Origin of the sequence: Paenalcaligenes sp. Me131, assembly GCF_050487225.1 — a bacterium.
GTDB lineage: Bacteria > Pseudomonadota > Gammaproteobacteria > Burkholderiales > Burkholderiaceae_B > Paenalcaligenes.
This window is the reverse complement of sequence record NZ_JBKQGY010000001.1, coordinates 1,288,343-1,312,502: the sequence shown is the minus strand read 5'-3', so window position 1 is coordinate 1,312,502 and position 24,160 is coordinate 1,288,343. Positions and strand designations below refer to the sequence as shown.

The following is a 24,160-nucleotide window of genomic DNA, read 5'->3' as shown; positions in this document are numbered from 1 at the left end:
TATATGACCAAAAAAATGGTGGGCAAACCTCCATTATATGCTGCATTGTCAAGGTGGACAGAGGGTGTGGGTAGATATGTGTGCTTTTGTTGTGCTAATACCCGATAGCGCTTCTGGTTAGCGGCGTACTGTGTAACGTGGTAGCCCGCATAATACGCAGCAGAGCAGGCCGCATAACACGATGGTGTAGCCCAGTGCTTGGTACCAACCTGTGAGCAATAAACCAAAGCCTATTAATAGGTAATACATCAGTCCAAATACAGCGCCTGCGCTACCTAATTGCCCTGCATAGGCTGTGAGCGCTTGGCCCAAGACGTTGGGTATGGCCATACCAAAGGCGATAACAACCACCGTCATAGGCGCTAAGAGCCACAGCGATTGTTGTAAAGCGAGCACGCCAGCTCCACCAGCAGCTACGAGGAAAGCGGCTAAGGTTTGCAGTTGATTGCTGGTGAAGTTGCGTTGTAAAAGACGTCGATTTAACCAAGCCCCTAGAGCGGAGCCTGCTGCCAAGGCAGCGCCACTGTATCCATATAGGGCGGCATCTAAACCTGCGCGTTGAAACAAAAATGGGCCGATTGCGTAATAGCTCAGTAGGGCAATATTGAACGCGGCCACTAATAGTGCAGAGCGCCAAATATTTAGGTCTATTAGCATCGTGCGTAGCGTGCTGTAAAACGAGACTTTGGCCTGATCGGCTGGACGACTTTCAGCTAGAGAAACACTGCTCCAGCTAACGAGTACCAGCGCGAGAGTAAGTAGGCTGAGCATAACACCGCTGTAGCCAAACCAGCGGGTTAGTCCGGCACCTGTAAATAACCCAATGGCTGGGCTAAGTGCTAATGCCATCCCCACTAATGAAAAAACCTTGGCTAGTTCTGGGCCCTTGTAGTGGTCGCGCAAAATGGTTTGGCTGACAACAGAGCCTGCAGCAGCACCTATAGCAGCTACGGCTTGTGTCAGTAATAGCTGGGTGAACGAGCTCACCATTAAGGCGGCTAGGGTTGCGGCACTGTATAGCAGCAGGGCGGCTAGCATGGCCGGTCGGCGGCCTATTCTGTCGCTCACGTAGCCCCACAGCATAACGCCTGCGGCAAAGGCCAGAAAATACACAGTCATGGCTTGTGAGGCGGCTTCTGCGGGCACATTAAAGGCTTTGCTAAAGTCGGTGAGGGCGGGGCTATACAGTGTTTGTGCCAGTTGCGGAAACATGAGCAACACAATTAATAGTGCAAGCGGGGCTTTGTTCGTGGTCATCATTTTTTTGTGTAATTCAAGAATAATGACGGTATTGTGCGTGTTTTGGGTTTGTCCTATTATCGATTTAATGACAATTTACCTATGAAGTAAGACAAATGGCCTGGTTGCAAGCGGATGACTTTTTTGATGCAGATGCGCATAAGGCGGCTGTGGTAGGCATAGCGGCCACCTTGGGGCAGCATGACTCGGGTGTGCATCAGCATGGGCGAGGCCAGTTGCTCTATGCGCGTAAGGGATGCATACGTATTACCTTGGCGGATCAGGTGTGTTTATTGCCGCCGTCGCGTGCGGCATGGATTCCACCCTCAACAGCGCATAGGGCAGTGATGAAAGAGGTGGTGGATTACCGTTCGTTGTATTTCTCGGCTGAGCTCAGTAACACATTGGGCACGGCGGTGTGTGTGTTAACAGTGAGTGCGCTGTTAGAGGCGGTACTAGAGCCAATGGCGCAGGCGGCGTTTGATCAAGATTGGTCAGAGGGGCGTTATGCGCATTTATTGGGTTTGTGTTTGTATGAGATGCGAGAGGCATCTAGGCAGCCTACGCTACTACCTTTGCCGCGTGATAGGCGGTTACAGTGGCTGGTAGATCAACCTGAGCGCTTGCCACCTGAGTTGCAGGAGCTGGAGCGTGAGGTGGGGGCAAGTGCCAGAACCATCAGCCGTATTTTTAGTAAAGAAACGGGAATGAGTTATCAGCAGTGGCGGCAGCAATGGCGGGTGATGCGTGCCATCGAGTTGTTGGCTATTGGTAAAAATTACGGCTATACCGCGACGATGTTGGGCTTTCAGAGTGAAAGCGCTTTTGTAGCGTTTTTTAAAGGTATGTTGGGTTGTACGCCCAGAGAGTTTCTGAAAGGCTAGTGTGATGAGGCTAAAAGAAATAGACGCAAAAAAAGCTCTGTGAAAACAGAGCTTTTTCGTGCCGTAGTAGCTCACGGATACGGGGTTAACCGCACCGAAACAGACTTATTTCAGTCGTGTTTCTTTGTACTCTACGTGTTTACGTACAACTGGATCAAACTTTTTGATCACCATTTTTTCTGGTGTATTACGTTTGTTTTTAGTTGTTGTGTAGAAATGACCGGTACCCGCTGTGGATTCCAGTTTGATTTTCTCACGAATGCCTTTGGCCATGATGGGCTCCTTTTAATCAGTGCAGGCTAACGCTTAAACGCGTTCGCCACGAGCGCGCATATCAGCCAAGACAGCATCAATGCCGTTCTTGTCGATCAGGCGAACAGCTTGTGTGGAAAGACGCAGACGAACCCAACGGTTTTCACTTTCAACCCAGAAACGACGGGATTGCAGGTTTGGAAGAAAACGACGCTTGGTTTTGTTGTTAGCGTGCGAAACATTGTTGCCCGACATTGGGCCTTTTCCGGTAACTCGGCATACGCGTGCCATGGTAATACCCCTTAAGAGTCTAATTCGGCTACCGCACCATAAGCCAGTCAAAAATAAGAGATGCTGAACTGTTAGTAACGCGGTTTAAGCACTTCAAAGCCCAAACAAAAACTGCAGGACTAATAAAATCGTTCTAAAGCAGAATATTCTAATATGAATAAAGCTGCTAAATCAAGTTTCTGGATTGAGTCTGTGAGCGATGCGGCTTGAAAGCCACGACAAAGAGGCGCAACACGCCAATACGCTCACCATTGGGAGCACATTTTCGCTATGCCAGATGCTCATGGACAAACCAGCGAGTGCACCCCCCATCATTTGTAGGGTGCCCATGCAGGCAGACGCAATGCCTAGGCGGTGTCCTTGCTTGTTTAGCGCGAGCGCTGAAGCGTTGGGATAGATAAAGCCTAGGCTCGCCATAAAGCCCATCAAGCAGAACATGAGGCTATACAAATTGATCCAGCCCGCTAGTGTGAGGGCAAGTGAAAGAAAAATAAAGCTTACCAGCGTATTTTCGGCTGCTAACAACAGTTGTGATGGTGTAAAGCGGCTAAGTAATCGCGCACTAAATTGCGATGAAATGATGAATGACAGGGCATTCAAGCCGAAGAGTAGGCCAAAATAGGCGGGGTCTATATTCATCTGACTAATAAAGACACGCGCTGAGCCGCTGATGTAAGCAAACATACTGGCTGAGCCCAGTGCCGCAGTAAGGCTGTAGAAGATGAAGCTGCGATCTTTGAGTAGCTCTACATAGGTGCGAGCAATGAATCCAGGACGTAGTGGGTTGACTCGGTCTGGTGTCAGGCTTTCTTTCAAACTAACAATGGTGGCAATGCACAAGCACAGACTGGCAACACCCATCAGCACAAAAATTAATGACCAACTGCCTAAACGCAGTAATTGGCCGCCAATAATGGGGGCCAAGATAGGCATCGCCCCCATCACTAGCATAATCATGGAAAGGGCCTTGGCCGCATCACGGGTTTCGAACTTATCGCGAATAATGGCGCGTGGAATGGCCATGCCCGCAGCCCCACCAAAGGCTTGAACAATACGCCACATACTGAGTTCTTCAATCGATGTACTCAGAGCACAGCCAAACGAGGCTAGCGAGAACAAGGCAACCCCAAAGACTAACGGGATTTTTCTACCAAATCTATCTGCTACCGGACCATAAATCAGTTGCGCACAGGCAATACCAATGAGATAGCTGGCTAGGGTGCGTTCTACATCACCTTCCGTGGTGTTCAAGTCACGCGCAATAGAAGGAAATGCGGGTAAATACATGTCAATGGCTAGGGGGCCAAGAGCAGTTAGCAATCCTAGTAGTATCAACCATTTAGGTATGTTTTTATTGAGGCTTGAACGAGATGATGCTGCAGACATGTAGGTAGGCTTGAGGAGGGTGAAAGTGAGGTACACACCGAGGAAGGAGAGCACAAAAGCAGAGTTCAGTGCTACAGTAATTCTGCATAGATGCTGCGGCCAAGTGTAGCACGAGGCTGTAGTGTTCGAGGCGCCATAGAGGTAGCAGGCGTAACGCATTCTTCAGTTAAAAACAGGACTTGGGAGGCGGGTTTGAGCTCTATTTCAGCGATGGTTGAGTCAAAGCTGGCAAAGTTGCCAGTGGTGGTTAGTCTGACGTTGCCAGATGGCAGCAGGGTGGGGCCTGAGGACGCGCAGTTGGCCCTGCACGTAAAAGATACAGCCACTTTAGCGTTGTTATCAACGGGGCAGGTAGGCAGTCTGGGTGAGGCGTATGTAGAAGGGACCTTTGATTTTAAAGGCTCCATTCGTGATTTGATGATAGCTGCCGCGGCTATCTTGCCTGACACCCCTATTAATCAAGCCAAAGCTGGTGCATTTACAGGACTAATCAGTCGCTTACGTTCCATCTGGCGACATACGCTTGAGCGCGATGCCAAGCAGATACAGTTCCACTACGATTTATCCGATGATTTTTATGGGTTGTGGCTAGATCCACGGCGTGTGTACTCGTGCGCTTACTATAAAGAGCAGGATTACACGTTGGCACAAGCGCAAGAGGCAAAGCTGGATCATATTTGCCGTAAATTGAAACTGCAGTCTGGTGAGCAGTTTCTGGATGTGGGGGCCGGCTGGGGTGGTCTACTGTTGTGGGCGGCAGAGCATTACGATGTGGATGCCACAGGGATTACCTTATCTAAGAACCAGCATGCGTATGTCAACAAGCTCATCGAGGAAAAAGGCTTGGGCGGCAGGGTGCGGATGGAACTGTTGGACTACCGCAAGTTGGTCGGTACCAGACAGTTCGACAAAATCGCCTCCGTAGGCATGTTTGAGCACGTGGGACGGGCGCAGTTGGGTGGTTACTTTTCTACGTTGCGCAGTTTGTTAAAGCCGGGTGGCTTGATTTTAAATCACGGTATTACGTCGGGTGGAGTAGAGCACGATCAGCTAGGTGCAGGTATGGGGGAGTTCATCGAGAAATATATTTTCCCAGGTGGTGAGCTTACTCATATTAGTTATGTGTTGCGTCATTTGGCTGAAGGCGGCTTGGAAGACCTTGATGTAGAAAACCTGCGTCCGCATTACGCGCGAACATTGTGGGCGTGGAGTGATGCATTAGAAAAGCAACTAGCCGAAGCTAGTACTATTCTGGCCGGTGAGCAGGGCTTGAAATCCTTGCGTGCATACCGTGTGTATTTGGCGGGATGTGCAATGGGTTTTGAGTATGGCTGGATTGCGCTGCATCAGGTGCTGGCGCAACATACCCCTACAGGGCGGTCGGATGAGTTGGATAATCCTGCTGATTTGGCGTATCCATGGCGTAGAGACTATATCTACAAGTAATAAGTAACCTTTCTGCTGTGGCGTGCAGTAGAAGCGCAGTAGATAGGGTGCGTGGAAGTGCATCAAAAAAGCCCCACTTGGGATAACCAAGATGGGGCTTTTTTTACGTGCTTGAGTTTAGAAGCGAGTGGTTAGGCCAACAAAGTAGACGCGGTCACCGTTGTCATAGCTGTTGTCGCCATCCAGTGTGCTCTTACCTGTTAGGTTCAGCACACCTGCACGCAACGTCAAGTCTTTGCTGACGTTGTAATGCGTAGTCCAATCGTAAGTGGTGTAGCCACCAGCGAAGGTTGGGCCGCCTCGTGCGCCTGGATCAGGCATGGTCAACTGTTTGCCAATGTACTGTGCACTAAAGTTGGTGGACCATTTTTCAGTAATGCGCCAGTTGATGTTGGAGTTCACAGTCAGTTTAGGTACTACCAGCAGATCAGCACCAGTGCTTAAGTTTTTGGACTCAAACATGCGAGTCAAGTTGGTGTTCCAGCTGAGGGTAGACAAAATAGGCAATCTAACGCTAGCTTCCAAACCTCGGGTTCTGGCTTTTTGCGCATTCTCCATGCGTGTCATCCAGTAACCGTTGACGTAGCCCAGTGGTTGATAGTCAATTTTGTTTTTGAAGTCTGTGTGGAAGTATGTGGCTTCAGCTGCCCAACCTTCATAATCGTAGCCTACGTTTAACTCATAGTTGGTGCTTGTCTCGGGTTTGAGGTCAGCGTTACCAATCATGTAGCAACCGGAGGCGCCATTGATGTTGGGTGGGTTGTTGGGGTAGCCCATACCGGTAAGCCCATTACAACCGTTACCACGAGATTGTGTGGCAGCGTTGGGGGAGCTTTCTTTCAGGTTAGGAGCACGGAACCCTTTGGATACACCACCTTTAACCGTCCAGTTGGACGTTGGGTGATACACCAAATAACTACGTGGTGACCAGTGTGAGCCAAACTTAGAGTCGTGGTCCATACGCAAGCCCAGAGTCAGGGTCAGGTCGTCACGTAAGTAGGATTGGTTTTCTGCAAACACAGACCAGTTATTGCGGCTAAGTTTGGTAGAGTTGTCTGCTGTTGAGCCAGAGCTGTTAGGTAATGTACCAATGGTGTCCGCATTATCTAGCTCTTCACGTTTCCACTGGAAGCCTGTAGTCAGCAGACTGTCTACCCCCAGGGTGTAGGGCAGATCGAAACTACCATCTAAAACAGTTTCGTTTGAGTTGCTGCCGATAGAGCTGCCTTTGTTCTCGTATTTGTTGTGGTACAGGTTCAGCTTGGAAGAGTACTGGCCGTACGTACCATTATGGCTAAGGCCATAAAACGTATGCACCATTTTTTCAGAGCCCCAAGCGCTGACGATAGGGTTACCTTTGTCATTGAGCTGTGACGAACCCAACGAGCGCTGAATACCTTGTGCGGCTTCAATGCTGATGGATTGGTTATCTGTAATATCCCAATTCACCAAGACGTTGGCATTTTGTTTACGGCTACCGGATGAACCGCCAGGAATGTCATCAGAGGAGCGTCTAGATACGCTACCACCTACGCGCAGACCAAAGCGCTCGCTAATAGGACCGCTTAGGTTTACACCCAATTTGAACTCATCACCACGATTCGAGGTGTCTGGTTTGCTGTAGTCGCTGGAGGCGCTACCTGTCCATACCTTAGACGTTTTGCGGGTGATGATGTTGATCACACCGCCCATCGCATCGGAACCGTACAGTGACGACATTGGGCCACGCACTACCTCAATACGCTCAATCATTTCTGGCGTGATCCAGTCCAGATCCTGTTGCCCCAAGTCAGGACGGTAGTTGGTGTGAGCCGATGAGCCTTGACGTTTACCGTCTACCAAAATCAACGTGTATTGCTCAGGCATACCACGTAGTTTGATCTTGGATTGCGCACCCGTTGAGGCATAACCACCGGTTACGCCGGGTAGTGTGCTGAGGATCTCAGCCAGTGAAGACACAGGCTTGCGCTCAATTTCCTCACGAGTAATCACGCTGATGCTGGCCGGCGCATCTTTAATGTCTATATCCGAGCCAGTAGCCGTCACCACGATGTTGTTTAACTGACTGACGCTAGCGGCTTGTTCAGTGGCTTCTTCGGTTTGAGTGGTAACCGTTTGTGCGTATAGCTGTGTAGCGCTAAGCGTCGCGGCCCCGAAAAGAGCGAAACGAAGCAACTGCCTCACTGTGTTCGGTGTGAGGGCAAGAGTAGGGTGTGACATTTGATTAACTTCCCTGTTGATAAATTTATGTATTAATTTGTGACACAGATTCTATTAATCATGAAATACAAATGCAAATCATTTTCATTTACTGGTTGTTTTTTATCTCCTCTTGATCAAAGTGGGTATCGTCTCTTTTCTGCTACTAATCTACGAATTGTTCTCATTATTGTTATCAATACTAAGTTCTTGATTTGAATTGGTAATGAGAATGGGTATCATTGTTTCCGCTGTGAGAGAAACGCTGCCAGAAGAGCAGCAGGCCAACAGCAAAGGCTAAACCCAGAAAAAAATTGGAAGTGCTGAATGAAATCTATATTTACCGTCAAGCGTTTGCCGCTACTTGTGGCTGGTGTGTTTGTTGCCAGCGGAGCCGTGGCTCAAGAAAACCGTGCAGTTCAACTGAATTCCGTCGTGGTGACGGCTACGGGTTTTGAGCAGGATATTAAGGAAGCGCCCGCTTCTATTTCTGTAATTACTCGTGAAGACTTGGAAAACAAGTTTTATCGTGATGCATACGATGCACTACAGGATGTGCCTGGGGTGATCGTGACAGGTGGTGGGGATAAACGCGATATCAGTATTCGCGGTATGAGCTCTAAGTACACGCTGATTTTGATTGACGGTAAACGTCAAAGTTCTGCTGAAACACGTACAAACTCTGACTCGTCAGGTGTAGAGGGCGGTTGGACTCCACCATTGTCCGAGATTGAGCGTATTGAAGTGGTGCGTGGTCCAATGTCGTCACTGTACGGTTCCGATGCGATGGGCGGTGTGATCAACATCATTACCCGTAAAGTACCAGCAGAGTGGGGCGGTTCTGTTCGCTTGGATACTACCCTGCAATCACATAGCCGTTCGGGTGATATCCACCAAGGTAATTTCACGCTAGGCGGTCCTCTTCAAGAGGGGTTGCTGGGCTTACAAGTGTATGGGCAATACACACACCGTGATGAAGATAATATCTATAACGGTTACCGTAAACGTAATGCTTACGAAATAGGTACCAAATTAAGCTTCACACCATCAGCAAATCACAGCTTTGTATTGGAAGGCAGTTCTAAACGTCAGCAATACAACTCAACATTGGGTAAGACTGTTGAGCCGGTAGCCCCGGGCGAGTCATGTGGTCGTTTCGGCTGCCCAGATAGCTCTGAAACAGATTACCGTGGCGAGAAGTATTCGTTAACGCATAACGGTGATTGGGGTTTTGGGACTTCTGATAGCTATGTGCAGCAAGAAGACTTCAATAATAAGTCACGCTCAATGCGCATCAGAAATACGGATGCTCGTACTTCTTGGGTAGTGCCTCTGGGTGACCACCTGTTGACAGTGGGTGGGATGTATCAGTATCAGAAACTGACAGATAAAACTGGTAACCAACTCAGTACTGGCGTTGAAAAAATTGATCGTACTCAGTGGGCGTTGTTCCTTGAAGATGAATGGAGCTTAACAAACAGCTTTGCACTGACTGGTGGTCTGCGCTTTGATCACGATGAGAACTTTGGTGAACATTTCAGCCCACGTATTTATGGCGTGTGGTCAGTGAATGATTTCTGGACGGTGAAAGGTGGTGTATCCACTGGTTTCCGTGCTCCAGATTTACGTCAAACAGTAGCGGGTTGGGGGCAGGTTAGCCGTGGGGGCAACATGTACGGTAACCCTGACCTGAAGGCTGAGAAGTCTGTATCTGAAGAATTGTCTGTCATGTATGACACTTTGGAAGGGTTTTCCGCCGGGGTAACTGTCTTTAATAATGACTTCAAAGACAAAATTACCCGCGTAGCTTGCCCGCTGACTAAGTGTACAGATGGTCCTAATCAGTTCGGTTCTAACCCAACTACCTACGAGAACGTGGATAAAGCAATTACACGAGGCGTAGAAACTAACTTTAGTTGGGATGTGGCCGAAGATTGGACGCTTAAAGGTACATACACCTTTACGCATTCCAAACAGAAAAGTGGCCCTAATAAAGGCCAGCCTTTGAATCAGTTGCCTAAGCACATGGCTAGTGTGAGCGTGGATTGGACGCCAACAGAGCAAATCAATACATGGGCACGTTTGAACTACCGTGGTAAAGAAAGCCAGCCTGTAACATCGGCCTCTTCATCTGATTTTAGAGCGCCTTCCTACACATTTGTTGATCTAGGTGCCAGTTACAAGTGGAGTAAAAACGTAGATCTGTACGCTGGTATTTATAACGTGTTTGATAAACAAGTCACTTACGATGACTACGAGTACGTAGAAGACGGTCGTCGTTACTGGTTGGGTTTGGGCGTGCGCTTCTAAGCACCGCAAGGCTCAGACAATAAAAGGCATGCAGAATTTGCATGCCTTTTTGTTTTAATTTGTAAGTGGCTGGGTAAGCGTTATTTTCTGAAAAAGCGGCTTGTCATAGGTGGATGAAGCTTCGTATGATCGCAGCGGGACGTTTTTTTTGCGTTATAGGTGGAGTATGAAAACAGTCTTCATCGTTATAGGGGCTGCAGTTGTGGCCTATTTGTTGGCCAAAGGTTTGTGGGCCATTTTTTATAAAAAACATAAGTAAGTAGGGATTGATAATGAGTATCCAGGCGAAATCTGGGAAGGTATTGGGCTTTCTTGGTGTGGTGGCAGTGTTGTTTGTGGTGGTCATGTTGGTAGCATTTGATGCTTTCTTTCAGGTGGACCAAGGTGAGCGTGGCGTGGTACTACGTAACGGGAAAATCGTGAATGTGGCAGAACCAGGGCTAGGGTTTAAAACACCAATTTTGGATTCTGTACGTTTTATTTCCGTACGTGATCACAACGTCACCATGCCGCTGGAAGCCTACTCATTTGATCAGCAGCCAGCCAATATGAAAGTGTCGGTGACATACCGTGTGCCAGTGGATAGAGTGGCAGATTTGTACAGCGAGTATGGTACGTTGGAAAACTTGCAAGCACGTGTGATTGAGCGCCGTACGCCCGATGCCGCTAAAAACGTGTTTGGTAAATTCACTGCAGCACGTGCTATTCAGGAACGTGAAAAACTGGGCGTAGAGACAGTGCAAGCGGTGTCTGCTGTGATGCGCGATGCGCCCGTACAAGTGGTGGGTGTGCAAGTAGAGGAAGTGGGTTTTTCTAAAGCCTACGAGCAATCTATTGAACAGCGTATGTTGGCGCAGGTGCAAATTGAAACCACACGTCAGCAAGAACAAACAGCAGAGATTCAAGCCAATATTCGTGTTGTGCAAGCCAGAGCAGAAGCAGATGCACAACGTGAGCATGCCAAAGCTGAAGCGGACTCTATCCGTATGCGAGGCGATGCAGAGGCAGAGGCTATTGAAGCGCGTGGTCGTGCATTGGCGGCTAACCGTGGTTTGGTGGATTTGATCGCTGCCGAAAAATGGGATGGTGCGTTGCCAACCACGCAAGTACCAGGGTCAGCATTGCCATTTATTGGTGTGCGATAAGCGGCAGCATCATACTGACACCTAAGGTGTAAGTGCGGGATGGGGGTAATACACATGCTATAGCGTGGTATTACCCCCATTTTTTTATGAGGGACGGATGTGCTCTAAGTGGTTATTAAAAAACATGGTTATGAGAATTGTTATCATTTATAATCCTACGCAGAGGTCTCTGTACCTGGATTTTTGATATTGCTAAAGGAAGTTTATGTTTGTCGCATCATCTGTGCGTAGTCTGCCGCGTCAATGGTTGTGTAGCACAGCATTAGTGTTGTGTGGTGTTTTTTCTCAGCCTGCAATGGCGGTAACACCAGAATCTGCGCCTGGCCCTGAATATGCCTTGCAAGTGGGGTATTTAGAGGATGCTGGTGAAGGTTTGTATGAAGTGCAGGTGAATCCTGAAAATGCACTGGTGATGACGGCTGTGATAGACAGGGCCAAAGCGAGTGAGGACTTGGGCTTTGTGTATGCCTTTGATATAGAGACGATGGAGCCTCGTTGGAAAATAGCGATGCCACATCAGTCTTTTTCATTAGCACAAGACGCGGCTAACCATAAATTGTTTGTCGGCCACGGTAAGAACAAACCTTTACGCATTAGTCGCATCAATGTGGCAACGGGTGAGCTAGAAAAAACAGGTGAACGCTTGAAAGTACAGCCTGAAGGGTTTGAGGGTACTGAGGGCTTGCGTCACATGGTGTATGTGCCAGAAGCGAATGCGCTGTTTGTGGTGTACAGCTCTACCAGCTCTGAGCAAACCGGCAAACAAAAAACGCATAAGCTACTGGTAGTAGACCCACAAAGTTTAGAAGTCATTGGTGAAGTAGAAGGTGCTTATCCTTCTACAGGTTATGCGTTGTCGTACGATCCCGCAGAGAAAATGCTGTACACCGCAGGACAATTTATTAACAAGATTGATCCTATTAGTCGCCAAGTGGTGGGTTCAGTGGATGTGACGAAAGCTGATCCAGCAATCACCAATATTTTGGGTTTGGCGGTAGACAGTGCCAATAACCGCGTATTTGCTGCGCACAACATTTTCCGCTCTGAGGGCGAAGATGATGGTGTGTATGTGTTTGATCTGAAAACTGGCGAGCAGTTAGCGTTTGTGCGCACAGGCCGTGGCAGTATCAGTGTTAGTTATGATCCTATTCGCAACAAAGCGTATGTGGCGAACTTCCGTGCGGGAACAATTAGTGTGATCAACGGCAAGGATTACCACGTTAGCCGTCAATTTACGATAGGGCCACTGCCTAACGAAATGGCGTTAGACAGCAGTAATAACCAGTTGTTTGTAGGTTTGAAAGAGGTTTATAGCCCCAACTCGTCTACGGGCGATTTTGTAGCGGGTGCTAAAGAGCGTTTACTCAAAGTGAACTTGCCTGTTCGCTGACGTAAGCAAAGGCCCCGATCGTGAACTCCCACGCGGGGCCTTATTTTTTGATTAGCGTATTTCAGTAGTCGCTGCAAATACGTCTGGGCTGCGGTAGCGCTCAATCACATCTTCCAGCGTTTCATCGCTGCCACCTTTACGTATCAACCAGTAGTTCAACGCCGACATCTTAATAAGAAAATCTTTACAGTGTTGTCGAGCTTGGCTGGTGGCGTGGTAGGCAATCCCTAGGACTTGGGCTTTCATCTGATTAGGCTCTGTGTAGAAGTGCTGCAGCAAATTGGTGTGCACTTGAGAGAGCAGGTTGGTGTGTTCACCAAAGTCTTTTTGGCTAATGTGCTGCCAATATAGATCTTCTTGGCCCGCTGGGATAAATGAATCTACCCATTGTCTGTAGTCGCTATCCGTCAAAATTGAAAGCACCATTTGGCGCAACACATCTTGGTCAGCCGATTCTATAGGGTGTTCATGGCAATAAGTGGCTAGGGTGCAGACTTCATCCAGTAGCGCCATATGACTGGCATTCAAGTGGTTATAGCTTTGCATTAATTGTGCCAAACCTTCCCTGAATTCGGTAATCTGCTTTTGCCCATCCTCAATGCTGTCCAGCAACGGTGTGATTTGGTAGTTGTAGGCACAAATCGTGTGGAAGAAATCGCTGATGTTGTCCGAGGTGTTTTTCAGTGACAGCTTTAAGGTGTCTAGGTATTCAGGACGGTTTTCCAGCATGACTGCCAGTTTGGCCGTGCCGCGACTAGTCGCGTTATGCAGTGGTGATGCCTGTACCACAATCTGCTTGATGTACAGGGTAGACAGCGTTCCCAGTGCAGCTTGGAACTCATTAACGGTGACTGCGCGTACCGACTCATCCAGTTGGCGCTTTTTGGTTTCCCTGTTTTTTAAGCGTTGATTGATGAGGAAGGTAATAGCCGATGCAAGAATGGCTAAGCTGGTGGCGATATCAACGCCCAGCTGCAGAGAAGTAATTTGCATAGTAGGGGAGAGGGTAACGGAAGTGCCAGATAAGAACGGGTCGCAGAGAAAAGAAGGTTTTAAATCTGCGACCCGTGTTTGTCAAGAACAGAGCTCTAAGGGAGTTAGGGCTTGATTGAACGCTTAGCCGCCGAAACGCCAGCCTACGTTCAGTTTGACGTTGCGACCCGTACCTTGCCAAGAGCTAGGGTTGGTGGTGGCGTAACCCGCTTGTGGGTCGGTGTAGGCCTTGTTCAGCAGGTTATCAATGCCAAAGTTCACGCTTACTTGTTTGTTGATCTGCCATGAAGCGTACATATCCAGCAAGCTGTAACCGGCTGCTCGTGGTGCGGTTGCTGAAGAGCGCTCGGTAGACGCGGTGGATGACCAGCGTACGCCGTAATCCAGATCATTGTCTAAAGCGCGTGCCCCTACTGTCAGCACAACGCGTTTGAGTGGCGCGTTATTCAGGGGGCGACCGCTATAAGTGTCTGCGGTTGCCAGCGAGCCATTCAAGCCAGCGTAGAAGTTCCCTGTGTCGTAGCTGCTATCCAGCTCTATCCCTTTTAGGGTTACCTTGCCTACGTTTTGGTATTGGCTATAGCTTTGTTTGGCTACGGTGAACTGCTCACGGTCAATGTAGTCACGAACGCGCGTATGGTAGAACGACAGCTTGGTGCGCAGCGCATCATTAGGCATGAAGACGGCATTGTGCTTGAGGTTCAGGCCAATTTCTACGGTAGAAGCACTTTCGGGTTTTAAGTTGAAGTTGGGCAGGTACTCGAGTCTGGAACCGTGGCCACCCACACGGAAGGCCTCAGCCAATGAAGGTGCTCTAAAGCCCTCAGCATAGGTAATGTAGGTGGTGACGCCTTCTATGGGCGTGATACCTAGGGTCAGGCGAGGGGAAACACGATCTTTGGTGAAGCTGTGAGTGACTTGATCGGTATCTTGACCACGCAGTTTGAAGCGGTCATAACGCAAAGCGCCAATTACCTGTATCCATTGGTTGTAGTCTGCTTCCCATTGGCCATATACACCAAAGGCTTTACTGTCGCCTGAACCAAAGTTCTCGTGGTCCGATCTGCCTTTGATTTCAAAACCGTCACCACCGTAGTTTAGGGTGTGATTCCAGCTTCCTGCGGCGATATTGGAACGGTTTTTCAGTGCCCAACCATTGGTGCGTACACGGTACTCACGGCTATCACCATCTGTGACGCGGCTTTGGTCGCTAGTGGTAGAACTACGGTAGAGTTCAGCCTGTAAGTTAATGAGTGGGTTGGTTGGGCTGTTGAAACTGTAACGCAGGTTGGCGGTGTAGGTGTCAGTATCGGTGTCATCTACGCTTAGCGTAGAGCTACTAGAGCCTGCGGACCGACTGCTTTTATAACCACTGCCGTAACGTAACCAGCCGGCTTTGATTTCATGGCCGGGAGCGGGGCGGTAGCTGGCTTTCACTAACTGCGAGTTTTGGTTCTGGTCACTGTAAAGGATTTTATTGCCGTCGCCGTCTTTTTGATCGTCACGGCCGCGGTTGACGGTGCTCACCAAAATTTCTGCGTTGTCTGTGACGCGTACCGCACCAATTGTGCGGGCGACCCAGCCTTTACCATTACTTTCGTAGCCGCCTTTCACGCCAACGGCTACATCTTCGTCATCTTCAAGGTAGTCACGACCATCAATAGTTTCAAAGCTGATAGAGCCGCCAATACCGCCCGAACCGTAAACACCAGCAACAGGGCCACGGATGACAGTCACGGCTTTTAGCATGTCGGGGTCAATGTAGAACGAACCGTTACCAGCATGGCTGGGTCTACCAAAGTCTTGTCGTACGCCGTCAATGGTGACTACGACTCGGCCATACTCTTGCAAGCCACGGATGTTCACGACCGTGCCGGGATCGTCACCGGTATTCGCAGCATTCACGCCAGGAATCTGGTTCAACAGCGTAGCAGGACTAGAGGCATTGAGCAGGTTGATATCGTGTTGGTCTAAACCGGATACGTTATCCAGAGCATCAATGGCCTGTTGTTCACGTTGACTAGAGGAAACGACGATTTTATCTAGCTGTACTGCTGTCTGTGCCCACAGAGGTGCAGCGCTTTGGATACTGAATAATGCAGCAAAAAGCAAAGAGTGCTTTAGAAATTGCTGCCCCAGATGATGTCGTTGGTTGGAGCTATCGGCCGTGGCTGGAGCCGAATTGGAGTACAACATAAACTACCTTGTAATGATAATAAGAATAATAACAATTATTATAAATTGTAAATCTTTTGGATTTTATCATTAATGATAACCGTTCTCAATTAGAGGCTGGAGGGGTGTGTGTATTACGCACTATGTCGTTAAGCGCATTAGAACAATGACGAGAAAACGGCTGAAGCTGGTGTACAGGCAAGGTGTGCCGCGACGAGTGCACAGTTTTTTGCTACACGAGGGTGGCGAGAGCTAAGAGGGATGGTGCTCTGCTTTGGGGAGATAGGGGGAAACCACCACTGCAGAGCGCAATGGTGGCGTATTCGAATTTAGCTCTTTACTGCAATGACTTGAATTTCTACAGTCAGTTCTGGGGCAGCAAGTTTGGCTTCTACGCAAGCACGAGCAGGTGCGTGACCAGCAGGAACCCATGCGTCCCATACGGCGTTAAAAGCAGCAAAGTCAGCCATGTCAGTGAGCCATACGTAGGCAGAAACTACGGCTTTTTTGTCAGTGCCAGCATCGGCCAGCAACTGGTCAATATTTGCCAGGATTTCTGTGGCTTGAGCTGTAGTGTCACCATCACGTTGAGTTTTGGCGACTTGACCGGCCAACACAACCATTTCACCACTCAGGGGAAAGCTAACGACTTGGCTCATGCGGGCATTGCTATGCAAACGGGTGATCATCGATGGTTCTCCTCGATACAAATAAAAAGTGCAGCCCATAATATAGGCTGCACGGGTTGATTTACGGTGTGTTGCCAGCGGCTGGTACCACACGTAGTAGACGGAATGCTTCGTGTCTGTCCCCACCTCTATGGCCTACCCATAGCTCTTTGGTGTTGGGTGGGAGGGGGAGCTCGCCTTTCTCAAGGTCACGGCGGTTGACTTGTTGAAGAATCAAATCGCAACGTTGGTTAAACACGAGGTCTATATTGCTAAAGGCATAGAAAGAAGCGCGTTGTCCTAGACCTACGCCTTGGCCACGTACACATTCGTTGGCGCCTTTGTGGGTTTGCAAAGCTGTTGATAGCTCGTTGGATACACTGCGGTAACTACGCGCGTAATCCAATGATGGCAGCCACAGGGTGACTAACAGCAACCAGGTGACCAATAACCCACCTGCTGATAACACCGTGCCACGCCACAAGCCTGGTGGGTGACGACGAGTGCGCCATACCACCAAGGCAATCCAGCCTAGGGAGCCCAGAACGGCCAGCGTTAAGGCAGGTACGGATACAAAGGTTTCAAACCCTACGGTTTGGCGTTCAATGCTCTTTGCGATTTTTGGTGGCCAGCCACTTTGCTGTGCTACCCAACCCAACCATACTGTCGCTGCAGTGAGTGAGAAACACATGACAGCAAACCAATCTAATGTATTGATAATGCTGCGTCGTAGGGTGGGCAGAGCAAAGGCTGCTAGTACCGCGCTAGGTATGGTTAATAGGGCAAGCTCAGGCTCAGAAGGGTTGGTTTGTACCAATAGCGTCAGTAGCGCAGTGATAAACAAGCAACCGGGCAGCAGCAAGTGTGGTGAGCGCAGCCAGTGTCTCCAGTTCCATACAGCTAACAAGGCCATAGGCCACGTGGGCCACAAGAACCACAGTAAATCACGCAGGGGTTTGTACAGGCCTATGACGCTAGGCCATCCAAAACTGGATTGATTCCACAGCACCCATTGCTGAGTCCAGTACAGACTGAAGGCACGAGCGGGAAACCACCAGAGTAAAAACAAGGCAATTCCAAGCACAATTGCCACAATCTGCCATTTGAGAATAGAGCGGAAAGGGCTATGGAAAATAGGTAATAACAAGCTGGCCAACAGAATTGGCGTGGCACCTACCGCGCCACGAGTCAACAGGGCGCAAGCTAAAGCAATGCCCAGTAGTAATGTGCCGGCAGCAGGTCTATAGAGTTGCAAGCTTAAGGCAAAAAATGCCAGAGCTTGGAATGTCATGATGGCTGGTACATGCGAGGTTTCGTGCATGCGCCACAAAATACCTACCGTCGCAATCAGGAATAGCAAGGCGGCATCTGCCAACATGCGGCCGTATTCCGCAGGGGTGGGTTCACCACCAAAGGGTAGCGGTAGGGGTTGCGCTTCTCTGCGTTTGGCTAAGCGCAAGGTTCCGTGCCATACACAATAACTCATGAGGCCAAACCACAGCAGGTTGGGCACGCGAGAGGCAAGAATCAGGCTGTTAAGTTCGGTGGTGAATAGCGCAAAAATGGGGGCGAATAGCGTCATGCACGCTAAGCCTACCCAAGTGACCAGCGGGCCATTTTCCGCATAGGCCAAACTACCTACTTGAGGCAGTAACACCGACATCACACCATCGTTGTTCATGGCGGTTAGCATCGTGGCTAAACCAATCACATCATCGGTTTTCCATGGGTCACGGAAAATCAGCCCCGAAAGTATATAAATCAGGCCCACAGCAATCAGAATACTGCGAGGGAGCTTGGCGGCACCGGGTGAGGTTAAGCGCGCGGGGGAGTATGGTTGTGAGGTATGCACAAGTCAGGCGGAATGAATGATTCGTGACAAGAATTATAGCGGAGGCGTAGGCGGGTATGTGCAGGACATAAAAAAAGGCAGCCGTGGCTGCCTTTTTTACCCATGCAAAGCAAATTAGCTGCTTTTGCGTGTGCCAGCTGTGCGAGCAAAACGGGCGCGGAACTGTTCAACGCGGCCTGTTTCAACGATACGAGTTTGAGCACCTGTGTAGAATGGGTGGGACTCGGATGTTACGTCACACTTAAACAGTGGGTATGTTTTGCCATCGCGTTCAACTGTGTCACGTGTGTTAACAGTAGAACGAGAGATGAAGCTGTTACCTGTTTGTTGATCCAGGAATACAACGTCGCGGTATTCTGGGTGGATGCCTTTTTTCATGATGCCTTCCTGTTTTTCGTAAACGGATCGCCAACAGATGTATAAAATGATCTGCCACGTGCCCTAAATAATCACAGAATTCTAGCATTGACTGCTTTTTTAATAAAGCACAGCCAACGAAAAAAAGCATTTTATACCTGTTAAGAAATACAGGATGTTGTTTTACGGTGATGGTTGGTTTGTTACAGCAAATGGTTTTCAGCCATGGAAGTGGCGTACCCAGGCGTAATAATTAAGTGATCCACTAATTGGATATCTACCAGTTGTAGCGCTTGTTTTAAATGTTGCGTCAATGAGATATCCGCTTGGCTGGGGGTGCTAATACCCGATGGGTGGTTATGCGCCAAAATGATGGCGCAGGCATGGTGTTGTAGCGCCGCACGTACGAGTTCTCTTGGGTAGACTGAGGCTTGGTTGATTGTGCCTTTAGCGATTTCTTCGGCGGTAATCAGTTGTAGTTGGTTATCTAGATAGAGAGCCAGGCAATGCTCTATAGGGTGATGGCCTATACGAGCAATACAGTATTGTTTGACGGTTTGAGGTTGGTTGAGGGTGGGGCCGCGCTGTAAGTGTTCTTGTAAGGCGCGCCGGTTGATTTCGCTGATTGCTAATACTTCGCAGCTTTTTGCCTGGCCTATACCGTGTAGTGCCTGTAATTGCTCAGCCGTGCTGGCTAATAGCCCTTGGAAGCCGTGAAAATGCTGCAAGAGCGCGTGGGCCAAGTGCAGCACATCTCCCTGCCTAGAGCCAGTGCGAAGTACAATGGCAAGCAACTCTGCATCAGAGAGCGTGGAGGCCCCGTGACGCAATAGTCGTTCTCTAGGCCGTAAATTATTTAAGGATTTGACGCTTGATGCCATGAGTAGCACTAAAATAGCAGGTTGATTGTTGAATTACAGATAGGATGACAGGCCTTGGACGCTCAAACCGATGCCAGTGATGTGATTGTCCGTGAGGACTCTTACCTGACACTGCACTATTGCATTCAGATTATGTCGGGTCCCGCTGCGGGAACCATGTTTGCTAATACTTTTGATGGCCACCCAGCTACCTTGCAGATGGGGGTGGGGCAATGGTCTGCAGGGTTGGAGGCCGTATTACTAGGTAAGCCTGAGGGCGCAACCTTGCATGCTGATTTAGCACCTGAAGACGCTTATGGCGAACGTAATCCCGCCTTGTTGCAGTGGATTAGCCGTGAAATGCTGGCCGAGAATGTCGCGCAAGACGAACACTTTGCACCTGGCGATATGGTCGAGTTCAAGGCGGTTAATGGCATGCGCTATTCTGGCGTGTTGAAGCAGTTGGATGAACACGCTGCGTTATTTGATTTCAATCACCCCTTGGCGGGGGCGAAAATCCGTCTGGATGCAAAGATTTTGGGAGTGTTATGACTACGACACAACACGAGTCACTGACTGAACTAGATATAGTCTTGGCACAGCCGCGTGGCTTTTGTGCTGGGGTAGATAGAGCCATTGATATTGTGGAGCGAGCCTTAGAACTACATGGCCGTCCCATCTATGTACGTCATGAAATTGTGCATAACCGCTACGTGGTAGAAAACCTGCGTAATAAAGGTGCGATTTTCATTGCTGAATTAGACGAAGCGCCTGCCGGTTCCATCGTGGTGTTTTCGGCTCATGGTGTGTCGCTGCAAGTGCGCGAAGAAGCCGAGAAGCGTGGACTGAAAGTATTTGATGCCACCTGTCCATTAGTGACCAAAGTACACGTGGAAGTATCTCGCATGCGTAAAGATGGCCGCGAGATCATCATGATCGGTCACAAGGGGCATCCCGAAGTAGAGGGCACACTGGGCCAAGCAGATAGCGGCATGTACTTGGTGGAAACGGTAGAGGATGTGCAGGGCTTGGAAGTCACTAATCCTGATAACTTGGCTTTTGTGACGCAAACCACCTTGTCGGTGGATGATGCTGCTCAGGTGGCTCAGGCTTTGCGTGAGCGCTTCCCGAATATTGTAGAGCCCAAGAAAAGCGATATTTGCTATGCCACACAGAATCGTCAAGATGCGGTGAAGTTCATGGCGCCGCAATGTGATGTGGTGTTGGTGGTGGGTAGTGTGAACAGCTCTAACTCTAACCGTTTACGTGAAGTGGCTGAACGCAAAGGCGCGCGTGCCTATTTGTTGGACGACCCTGCCATGATTCAACCTGAATGGTTGGATGGCGGTAAGCGTATTGGTGTGACAGCAGGTGCGTCGGCGCCTGAAGAACTGGTTGCTAAAGTGTTGGATCGCCTACAAGAACTAGGTGCTCGTTCGGTGCGTACCTTAGATGGTGTGGAAGAAACCATTTCTTTCCCCCTGCCTCGAGAGTTGTCCCGGAAAATCGAAACCAAGTAACGAAATTTTAGGTTTCAAGATGTTGCTCTGATTGGGTCATGGTTTCAAAGTGTTAAATAACTCAAATCATGACCGTAAAACATCGGGGTTTATACTGGAATTTCGTTATGATGATACAGTTTTGAATCTTTAATCTAAATTATTGCTCCATCAAGGTGATCAATGAGTAAAACTAAAATAGTCGTAGGTGCGGTGGTTGTATTGGGGGCTGCATACGTAGGCTCTAGCTGGTATGTGGGTTCCAAAACAGAGCAGGTCATTACTGAACAGCTAGAAAAAGGCAATGCCAAGCTGGCTCAACAAGTGGCTGGCTCCGACTACATGCGCATGGAGAAAATCAGCTACGAGCGTGGCGTGTTTTCCTCGTCTGCTGTGTATGCTCTAAAAGTAAGCCTGAACGGTAAAGAAGGCGAGTTCCGCTTTGCTGACACATACAGCCACGGCCCATTCCCTATGGCAGCGCTGGCTTCTGGTGTTTTCTCACCAATGCTGAGCTACAGCCAGACCATCTTGATGAACGAAGCTGACGGTGCTGAATGGTACAAAGTAGCTAATGGCGAAGTGCCCGTAAAAGCCGACAGCCAAGTGAAATTCAGCGGTGCTGTAAAAAGCCACCTTGTTTTTGCTCCTATCAAAGTAGAGTCCAAACGTGGTGTGTTGCTAGAGACTTCGTTGGCAAATGTGCACTTGAACATTGGCCAAAACTACGTCAGCACAGATAGCGTTGCTGATTTGGCATGGGTTGGTATCAGCGAAGCCGGCAAAGGCGAACGCATGCTGCTGAGCGACATCACTTTAGAGGCTGCTAGCACTGATAAAGAAGACGTTGTTTCTAGCACCTATAAAGGTACAGTGAAACGCACAGAGTACAGTGCAGCGGCTGAAGACGTAGTGGTAGTGTTGGATAACCTGAGCTTTGATGGTGAAGGCGTTCAAACAGGCACAATGCTGAACGAAGCCACTGTGAACTACGGTTTGAGCAAATTGCAGATCAATGGCGGCGACTACGGTAGTTTTGATTTCGGTTTTGGTCTGAAAAACATCGATATCAAAACACTGCAAGAATTGGGTGAAGTAAGCGATGAGTTGGATGACAATCCAGAAGTTGCTGAAACTTACTTGCTGCGCTTGTTGGAAAGCAAACCAGAAATCAGCATCAAACCTGCTTCCTGGAAAAACACAGGTGGCGAGAGCGTAGTTAACGCTATGGTTGCTTTACAATCTGCCTTGGATGAAGAAGACCCATTGGCTGCTGTGAATAACCTGACTATTGATGCTTCTTTGTCTCGTAGCATGGTTAGCGCCATTTTCGGTTCCGAAGAAGGCTTCATGCGCTCCATGATCGACATGGCGTTTGACGAAGGTTCCAAAGAGTATGCTGGCATGGGCTTGGTGAGCTATGACGGTAAAACCACCAAAATGGACCTGAAATACAACTCCGCTGACGGTACCGTGGTGTTGAACGGCAAAACAATGAGCTTTGAAGAGTTCTTTATGCTGTTGATGGAATCCGGCTTGGGCAATCTGTTGATGTAAGCTGGTAGTACAGATGATAAAAAACCTGCTGGGAAATTTTCCAGCAGGTTTTTTTATGCGTTAAATAGTTTGCTGTTGATGGGGTTAGTAAGCGAGGATCTGTTCTGCCAGACAGCGTGTGGCCTTGCGTGAAAAGACAACGGCTTAATAATGACAAACAGATATATCGCCTTAGGGGGAATGATGAGTAAAAAGAAAATAGTCCTAGGTTCGGTAGTTGTGCTGGGCGCTGCCTATGTGGGGGCAAGTTGGTATATAGGTACGAAGACCGAAGCGATGATTGCAAAGCGTTTGGTCTCAGTGAATGAGAAACTGGCGCAACAAATCACCCATGAGAATGAATCTATACGCCTGGAAGAAGTAAGTTATGAGCGCGGGGTGTTTTCATCATCAGCGGTCTATGCGTTAAAAGTGAGCACGGAAAAGCGCGACAGTGAAATACGCTTCGCGGCACAGTACAGCCATGGCCCATTTCCTATTGCGGCGTTATCGGCAGGTGTGTTCTCGCCGATGCTGAACTACAGCCAGATCATTGTGATGAATGAAGCAGAGGCTACTGAGTTGTACCAGGCCGCGAATGGGGAGGTACCTGTTAAGGCAGACAGCCAAGTAAGATTTAATGGCGCAGTAAAAAGCCACATAACCGTTGCACCTGCGAAGGTGGTGTCTGCCAAAGGCACTACCTTAGAAACCTCTGTGGCCCATCTTTATTTGGATGTGAGTAAAGACTTTCGTGCGGTAGATGGCTCGTTGGATATAGATAGCATCGCGATCAATGAGACTTTGCCCGTCAGGCATTTACGCTTTGAGGGGGCTCATCTGAGGGTGGCGCGCACCGAGCATGAGGATGGCGTGGTTTCTGGGCAGTATAAAAGTGGTAGCAGGCGTTTTGAGTTTAGCTCTCCAGCAGAAAGTGTTGCTGTGGTGATGGATAATACGGTTCTTCAAATGTCAGGGACGTGGAGCGATCAGCTTATTAGCCATGCAGCGGTGAACTATGACCTAGAGGCGCTGCTGCTGAATGGTTACGACTTTGGCAGCATCACCTTTGGTGCTGAGTTGAAAAACGTAGATATACACGCTGAGCGAGCATGGAAGCAAGCCAGAGTAGAGTTCAAAGATAATCCTGAAGTGCTTAAAGGTTATGTGCAGGATTTGGTGAAAACCCACCCTGAAGTCTCCATTCGTCCGCTGGCCTGGCAAAACTCGGGGGGTGAAAGTGAGATCACTGCCACGGTTGCTTTTCAGCCTATAGCAGATGACACAGCGCCGTGGCCGATGATTAAAGACTTGTCGTTGAATGCCTCATTGTCCAGACGCATGGTTGGTTCCATTGTGAAACCTACCGAAGCGGTGATGCGTACCATGGTGGATAGAATCTTTGATAAAGGGGCTCAACAATATGCTAAGTTGGGCTTGATTCAGTACGACAGAACCAATGCCACCATAGCGCTGCAATATAACGCTGCAGACGGTAATGTGGTGTTGAATGGTACAACCATGAGCTTTGACGCATTCTCTACGCTGCTGAAAGAGTCCAACATGGCAAAGTGGTGAGCTTAGTTGTTGGTTGTGAAGACAAAAAAACCTGCAGGGAAAGAGTCCAGCAGGCTTTTTTAGGCTTGATGACGTTGAGTGTGCTGTGTTGAGTCAGCGA

20 protein-coding genes are annotated in these 24,160 nt (G+C 49.0%); 9 read left to right on the top strand and 11 right to left on the bottom strand.

Translation table 11 applies throughout. From position 1 onward, the window contains the following. Nucleotides 1-117 precede the first annotated feature (117 nt). Nucleotides 118-1,260 (bottom strand): MFS transporter, encoded by a 1,143-nt coding sequence (locus ACLPHM_RS06450; protein ID WP_430220421.1) that lies wholly within the window; start codon nt 1,258-1,260, stop codon nt 118-120. 95 nt (nt 1,261-1,355) lie between these two features. Between ACLPHM_RS06450 and ACLPHM_RS06445 the strand changes: the two genes are divergently transcribed. Then, nucleotides 1,356-2,123, top strand: coding sequence for an AraC family transcriptional regulator (locus ACLPHM_RS06445; protein ID WP_430220420.1), 768 nt, complete (start codon nt 1,356-1,358; stop codon nt 2,121-2,123). A gap of 105 nt (nt 2,124-2,228) precedes the next feature. On the opposite strand, the gene rpmG is transcribed toward ACLPHM_RS06445, so the two are convergent. The 3 genes from rpmG to ACLPHM_RS06430 form a co-directional block, all read right to left on the bottom strand. Beyond that, complete coding sequence (rpmG, locus tag ACLPHM_RS06440) at nt 2,229-2,396, bottom strand: 50S ribosomal protein L33 (RefSeq protein WP_135865097.1); 168 nt, start codon at nt 2,394-2,396, stop codon at nt 2,229-2,231. 33 nt (nt 2,397-2,429) lie between these two features. Then, nucleotides 2,430-2,666, bottom strand: coding sequence for a 50S ribosomal protein L28 (gene rpmB, locus ACLPHM_RS06435; RefSeq protein ID WP_430220419.1), 237 nt, complete (start codon nt 2,664-2,666; stop codon nt 2,430-2,432). A 171-nt stretch (nt 2,667-2,837) separates the two neighbouring features. Then, nucleotides 2,838-4,052 (bottom strand): multidrug effflux MFS transporter, encoded by a 1,215-nt coding sequence (locus ACLPHM_RS06430; protein WP_430220418.1) that lies wholly within the window; start codon nt 4,050-4,052, stop codon nt 2,838-2,840. A 192-nt stretch (nt 4,053-4,244) separates the two neighbouring features. On the opposite strand from ACLPHM_RS06430, the gene ACLPHM_RS06425 reads away from it, so the two are divergent. After that, nucleotides 4,245-5,498, top strand: a complete 1,254-nt coding sequence (locus ACLPHM_RS06425) for a class I SAM-dependent methyltransferase (RefSeq protein WP_430220417.1) — start codon at nt 4,245-4,247, stop codon at nt 5,496-5,498. 117 nt (nt 5,499-5,615) lie between these two features. On the opposite strand, the gene ACLPHM_RS06420 is transcribed toward ACLPHM_RS06425, so the two are convergent. Then, nucleotides 5,616-7,718, bottom strand: a complete 2,103-nt coding sequence (locus ACLPHM_RS06420) for a TonB-dependent receptor domain-containing protein (RefSeq protein WP_430220416.1) — start codon at nt 7,716-7,718, stop codon at nt 5,616-5,618. A 306-nt stretch (nt 7,719-8,024) separates the two neighbouring features. Here ACLPHM_RS06420 and ACLPHM_RS06415 point away from each other — a divergent pair, with 306 nt between their 5' ends. The 3 genes from ACLPHM_RS06415 to ACLPHM_RS06405 all read left to right on the top strand — a co-directional run bounded on the left by ACLPHM_RS06415 (nt 8,025) and on the right by ACLPHM_RS06405 (nt 12,542). Then, nucleotides 8,025-10,007 carry a ligand-gated channel protein gene (locus tag ACLPHM_RS06415; protein WP_430220415.1) on the top strand — a complete coding sequence of 661 codons (1,983 nt, stop codon included), beginning with the start codon at nt 8,025-8,027 and terminating at the stop codon, nt 10,005-10,007. A gap of 272 nt (nt 10,008-10,279) precedes the next feature. After that, nucleotides 10,280-11,152, top strand: coding sequence for a prohibitin family protein (locus tag ACLPHM_RS06410; protein ID WP_135866811.1), 873 nt, complete (start codon nt 10,280-10,282; stop codon nt 11,150-11,152). 205 nt (nt 11,153-11,357) lie between these two features. Beyond that, on the top strand, nt 11,358-12,542 hold the full coding sequence (locus ACLPHM_RS06405; RefSeq protein WP_430220414.1) for a YncE family protein: 1,185 nt from the start codon (nt 11,358-11,360) through the stop codon (nt 12,540-12,542). A gap of 51 nt (nt 12,543-12,593) precedes the next feature. Here the strand turns inward: ACLPHM_RS06405 and ACLPHM_RS06400 are convergent, their stop codons facing one another. The 6 genes from ACLPHM_RS06400 to radC form a co-directional block, all read right to left on the bottom strand. Then, complete coding sequence (locus ACLPHM_RS06400; RefSeq protein WP_430220413.1) at nt 12,594-13,535, bottom strand: hypothetical protein; 942 nt, start codon at nt 13,533-13,535, stop codon at nt 12,594-12,596. Nucleotides 13,536-13,658: 123 nt separating this feature from the next. After that, complete coding sequence (locus ACLPHM_RS06395; RefSeq protein WP_430220412.1) at nt 13,659-15,731, bottom strand: TonB-dependent hemoglobin/transferrin/lactoferrin family receptor; 2,073 nt, start codon at nt 15,729-15,731, stop codon at nt 13,659-13,661. A 308-nt stretch (nt 15,732-16,039) separates the two neighbouring features. Next, complete coding sequence (locus ACLPHM_RS06390; protein ID WP_166407733.1) at nt 16,040-16,399, bottom strand: RidA family protein; 360 nt, start codon at nt 16,397-16,399, stop codon at nt 16,040-16,042. A 61-nt stretch (nt 16,400-16,460) separates the two neighbouring features. Continuing rightward, the gene (locus ACLPHM_RS06385) at nt 16,461-18,230 is read right to left on the bottom strand and encodes an ArnT family glycosyltransferase (protein WP_430220411.1); all 1,770 of its coding nucleotides are present in this window, start codon (nt 18,228-18,230) and stop codon (nt 16,461-16,463) included. Nucleotides 18,231-18,344: 114 nt separating this feature from the next. Continuing rightward, nucleotides 18,345-18,608 (bottom strand): type B 50S ribosomal protein L31, encoded by a 264-nt coding sequence (locus tag ACLPHM_RS06380; protein ID WP_430220410.1) that lies wholly within the window; start codon nt 18,606-18,608, stop codon nt 18,345-18,347. 182 nt (nt 18,609-18,790) lie between these two features. After that, nucleotides 18,791-19,468, bottom strand: a complete 678-nt coding sequence (gene radC / locus ACLPHM_RS06375; protein ID WP_430220409.1) for a RadC family protein — start codon at nt 19,466-19,468, stop codon at nt 18,791-18,793. A 54-nt stretch (nt 19,469-19,522) separates the two neighbouring features. Here radC and ACLPHM_RS06370 point away from each other — a divergent pair, with 54 nt between their 5' ends. From ACLPHM_RS06370 to ACLPHM_RS06355, 4 genes are all read left to right on the top strand, one after another. Further along, nucleotides 19,523-19,999, top strand: a complete 477-nt coding sequence (locus ACLPHM_RS06370) for an FKBP-type peptidyl-prolyl cis-trans isomerase (protein WP_430220408.1) — start codon at nt 19,523-19,525, stop codon at nt 19,997-19,999. Continuing rightward, on the top strand, nt 19,996-20,967 hold the full coding sequence (gene ispH / locus ACLPHM_RS06365) for a 4-hydroxy-3-methylbut-2-enyl diphosphate reductase (protein WP_430220407.1): 972 nt from the start codon (nt 19,996-19,998) through the stop codon (nt 20,965-20,967). The genes ACLPHM_RS06370 and ispH overlap by 4 nt, the downstream gene beginning before the upstream one ends. A gap of 162 nt (nt 20,968-21,129) precedes the next feature. Then, entirely contained in the window at nt 21,130-22,503 is a 1,374-nt protein-coding gene (locus tag ACLPHM_RS06360; RefSeq protein WP_430220406.1) for a YdgA family protein, read from the top strand. A gap of 150 nt (nt 22,504-22,653) precedes the next feature. Further along, nucleotides 22,654-24,060, top strand: coding sequence for a YdgA family protein (locus tag ACLPHM_RS06355; protein ID WP_430220405.1), 1,407 nt, complete (start codon nt 22,654-22,656; stop codon nt 24,058-24,060). Nucleotides 24,061-24,160 lie beyond the last annotated feature (100 nt).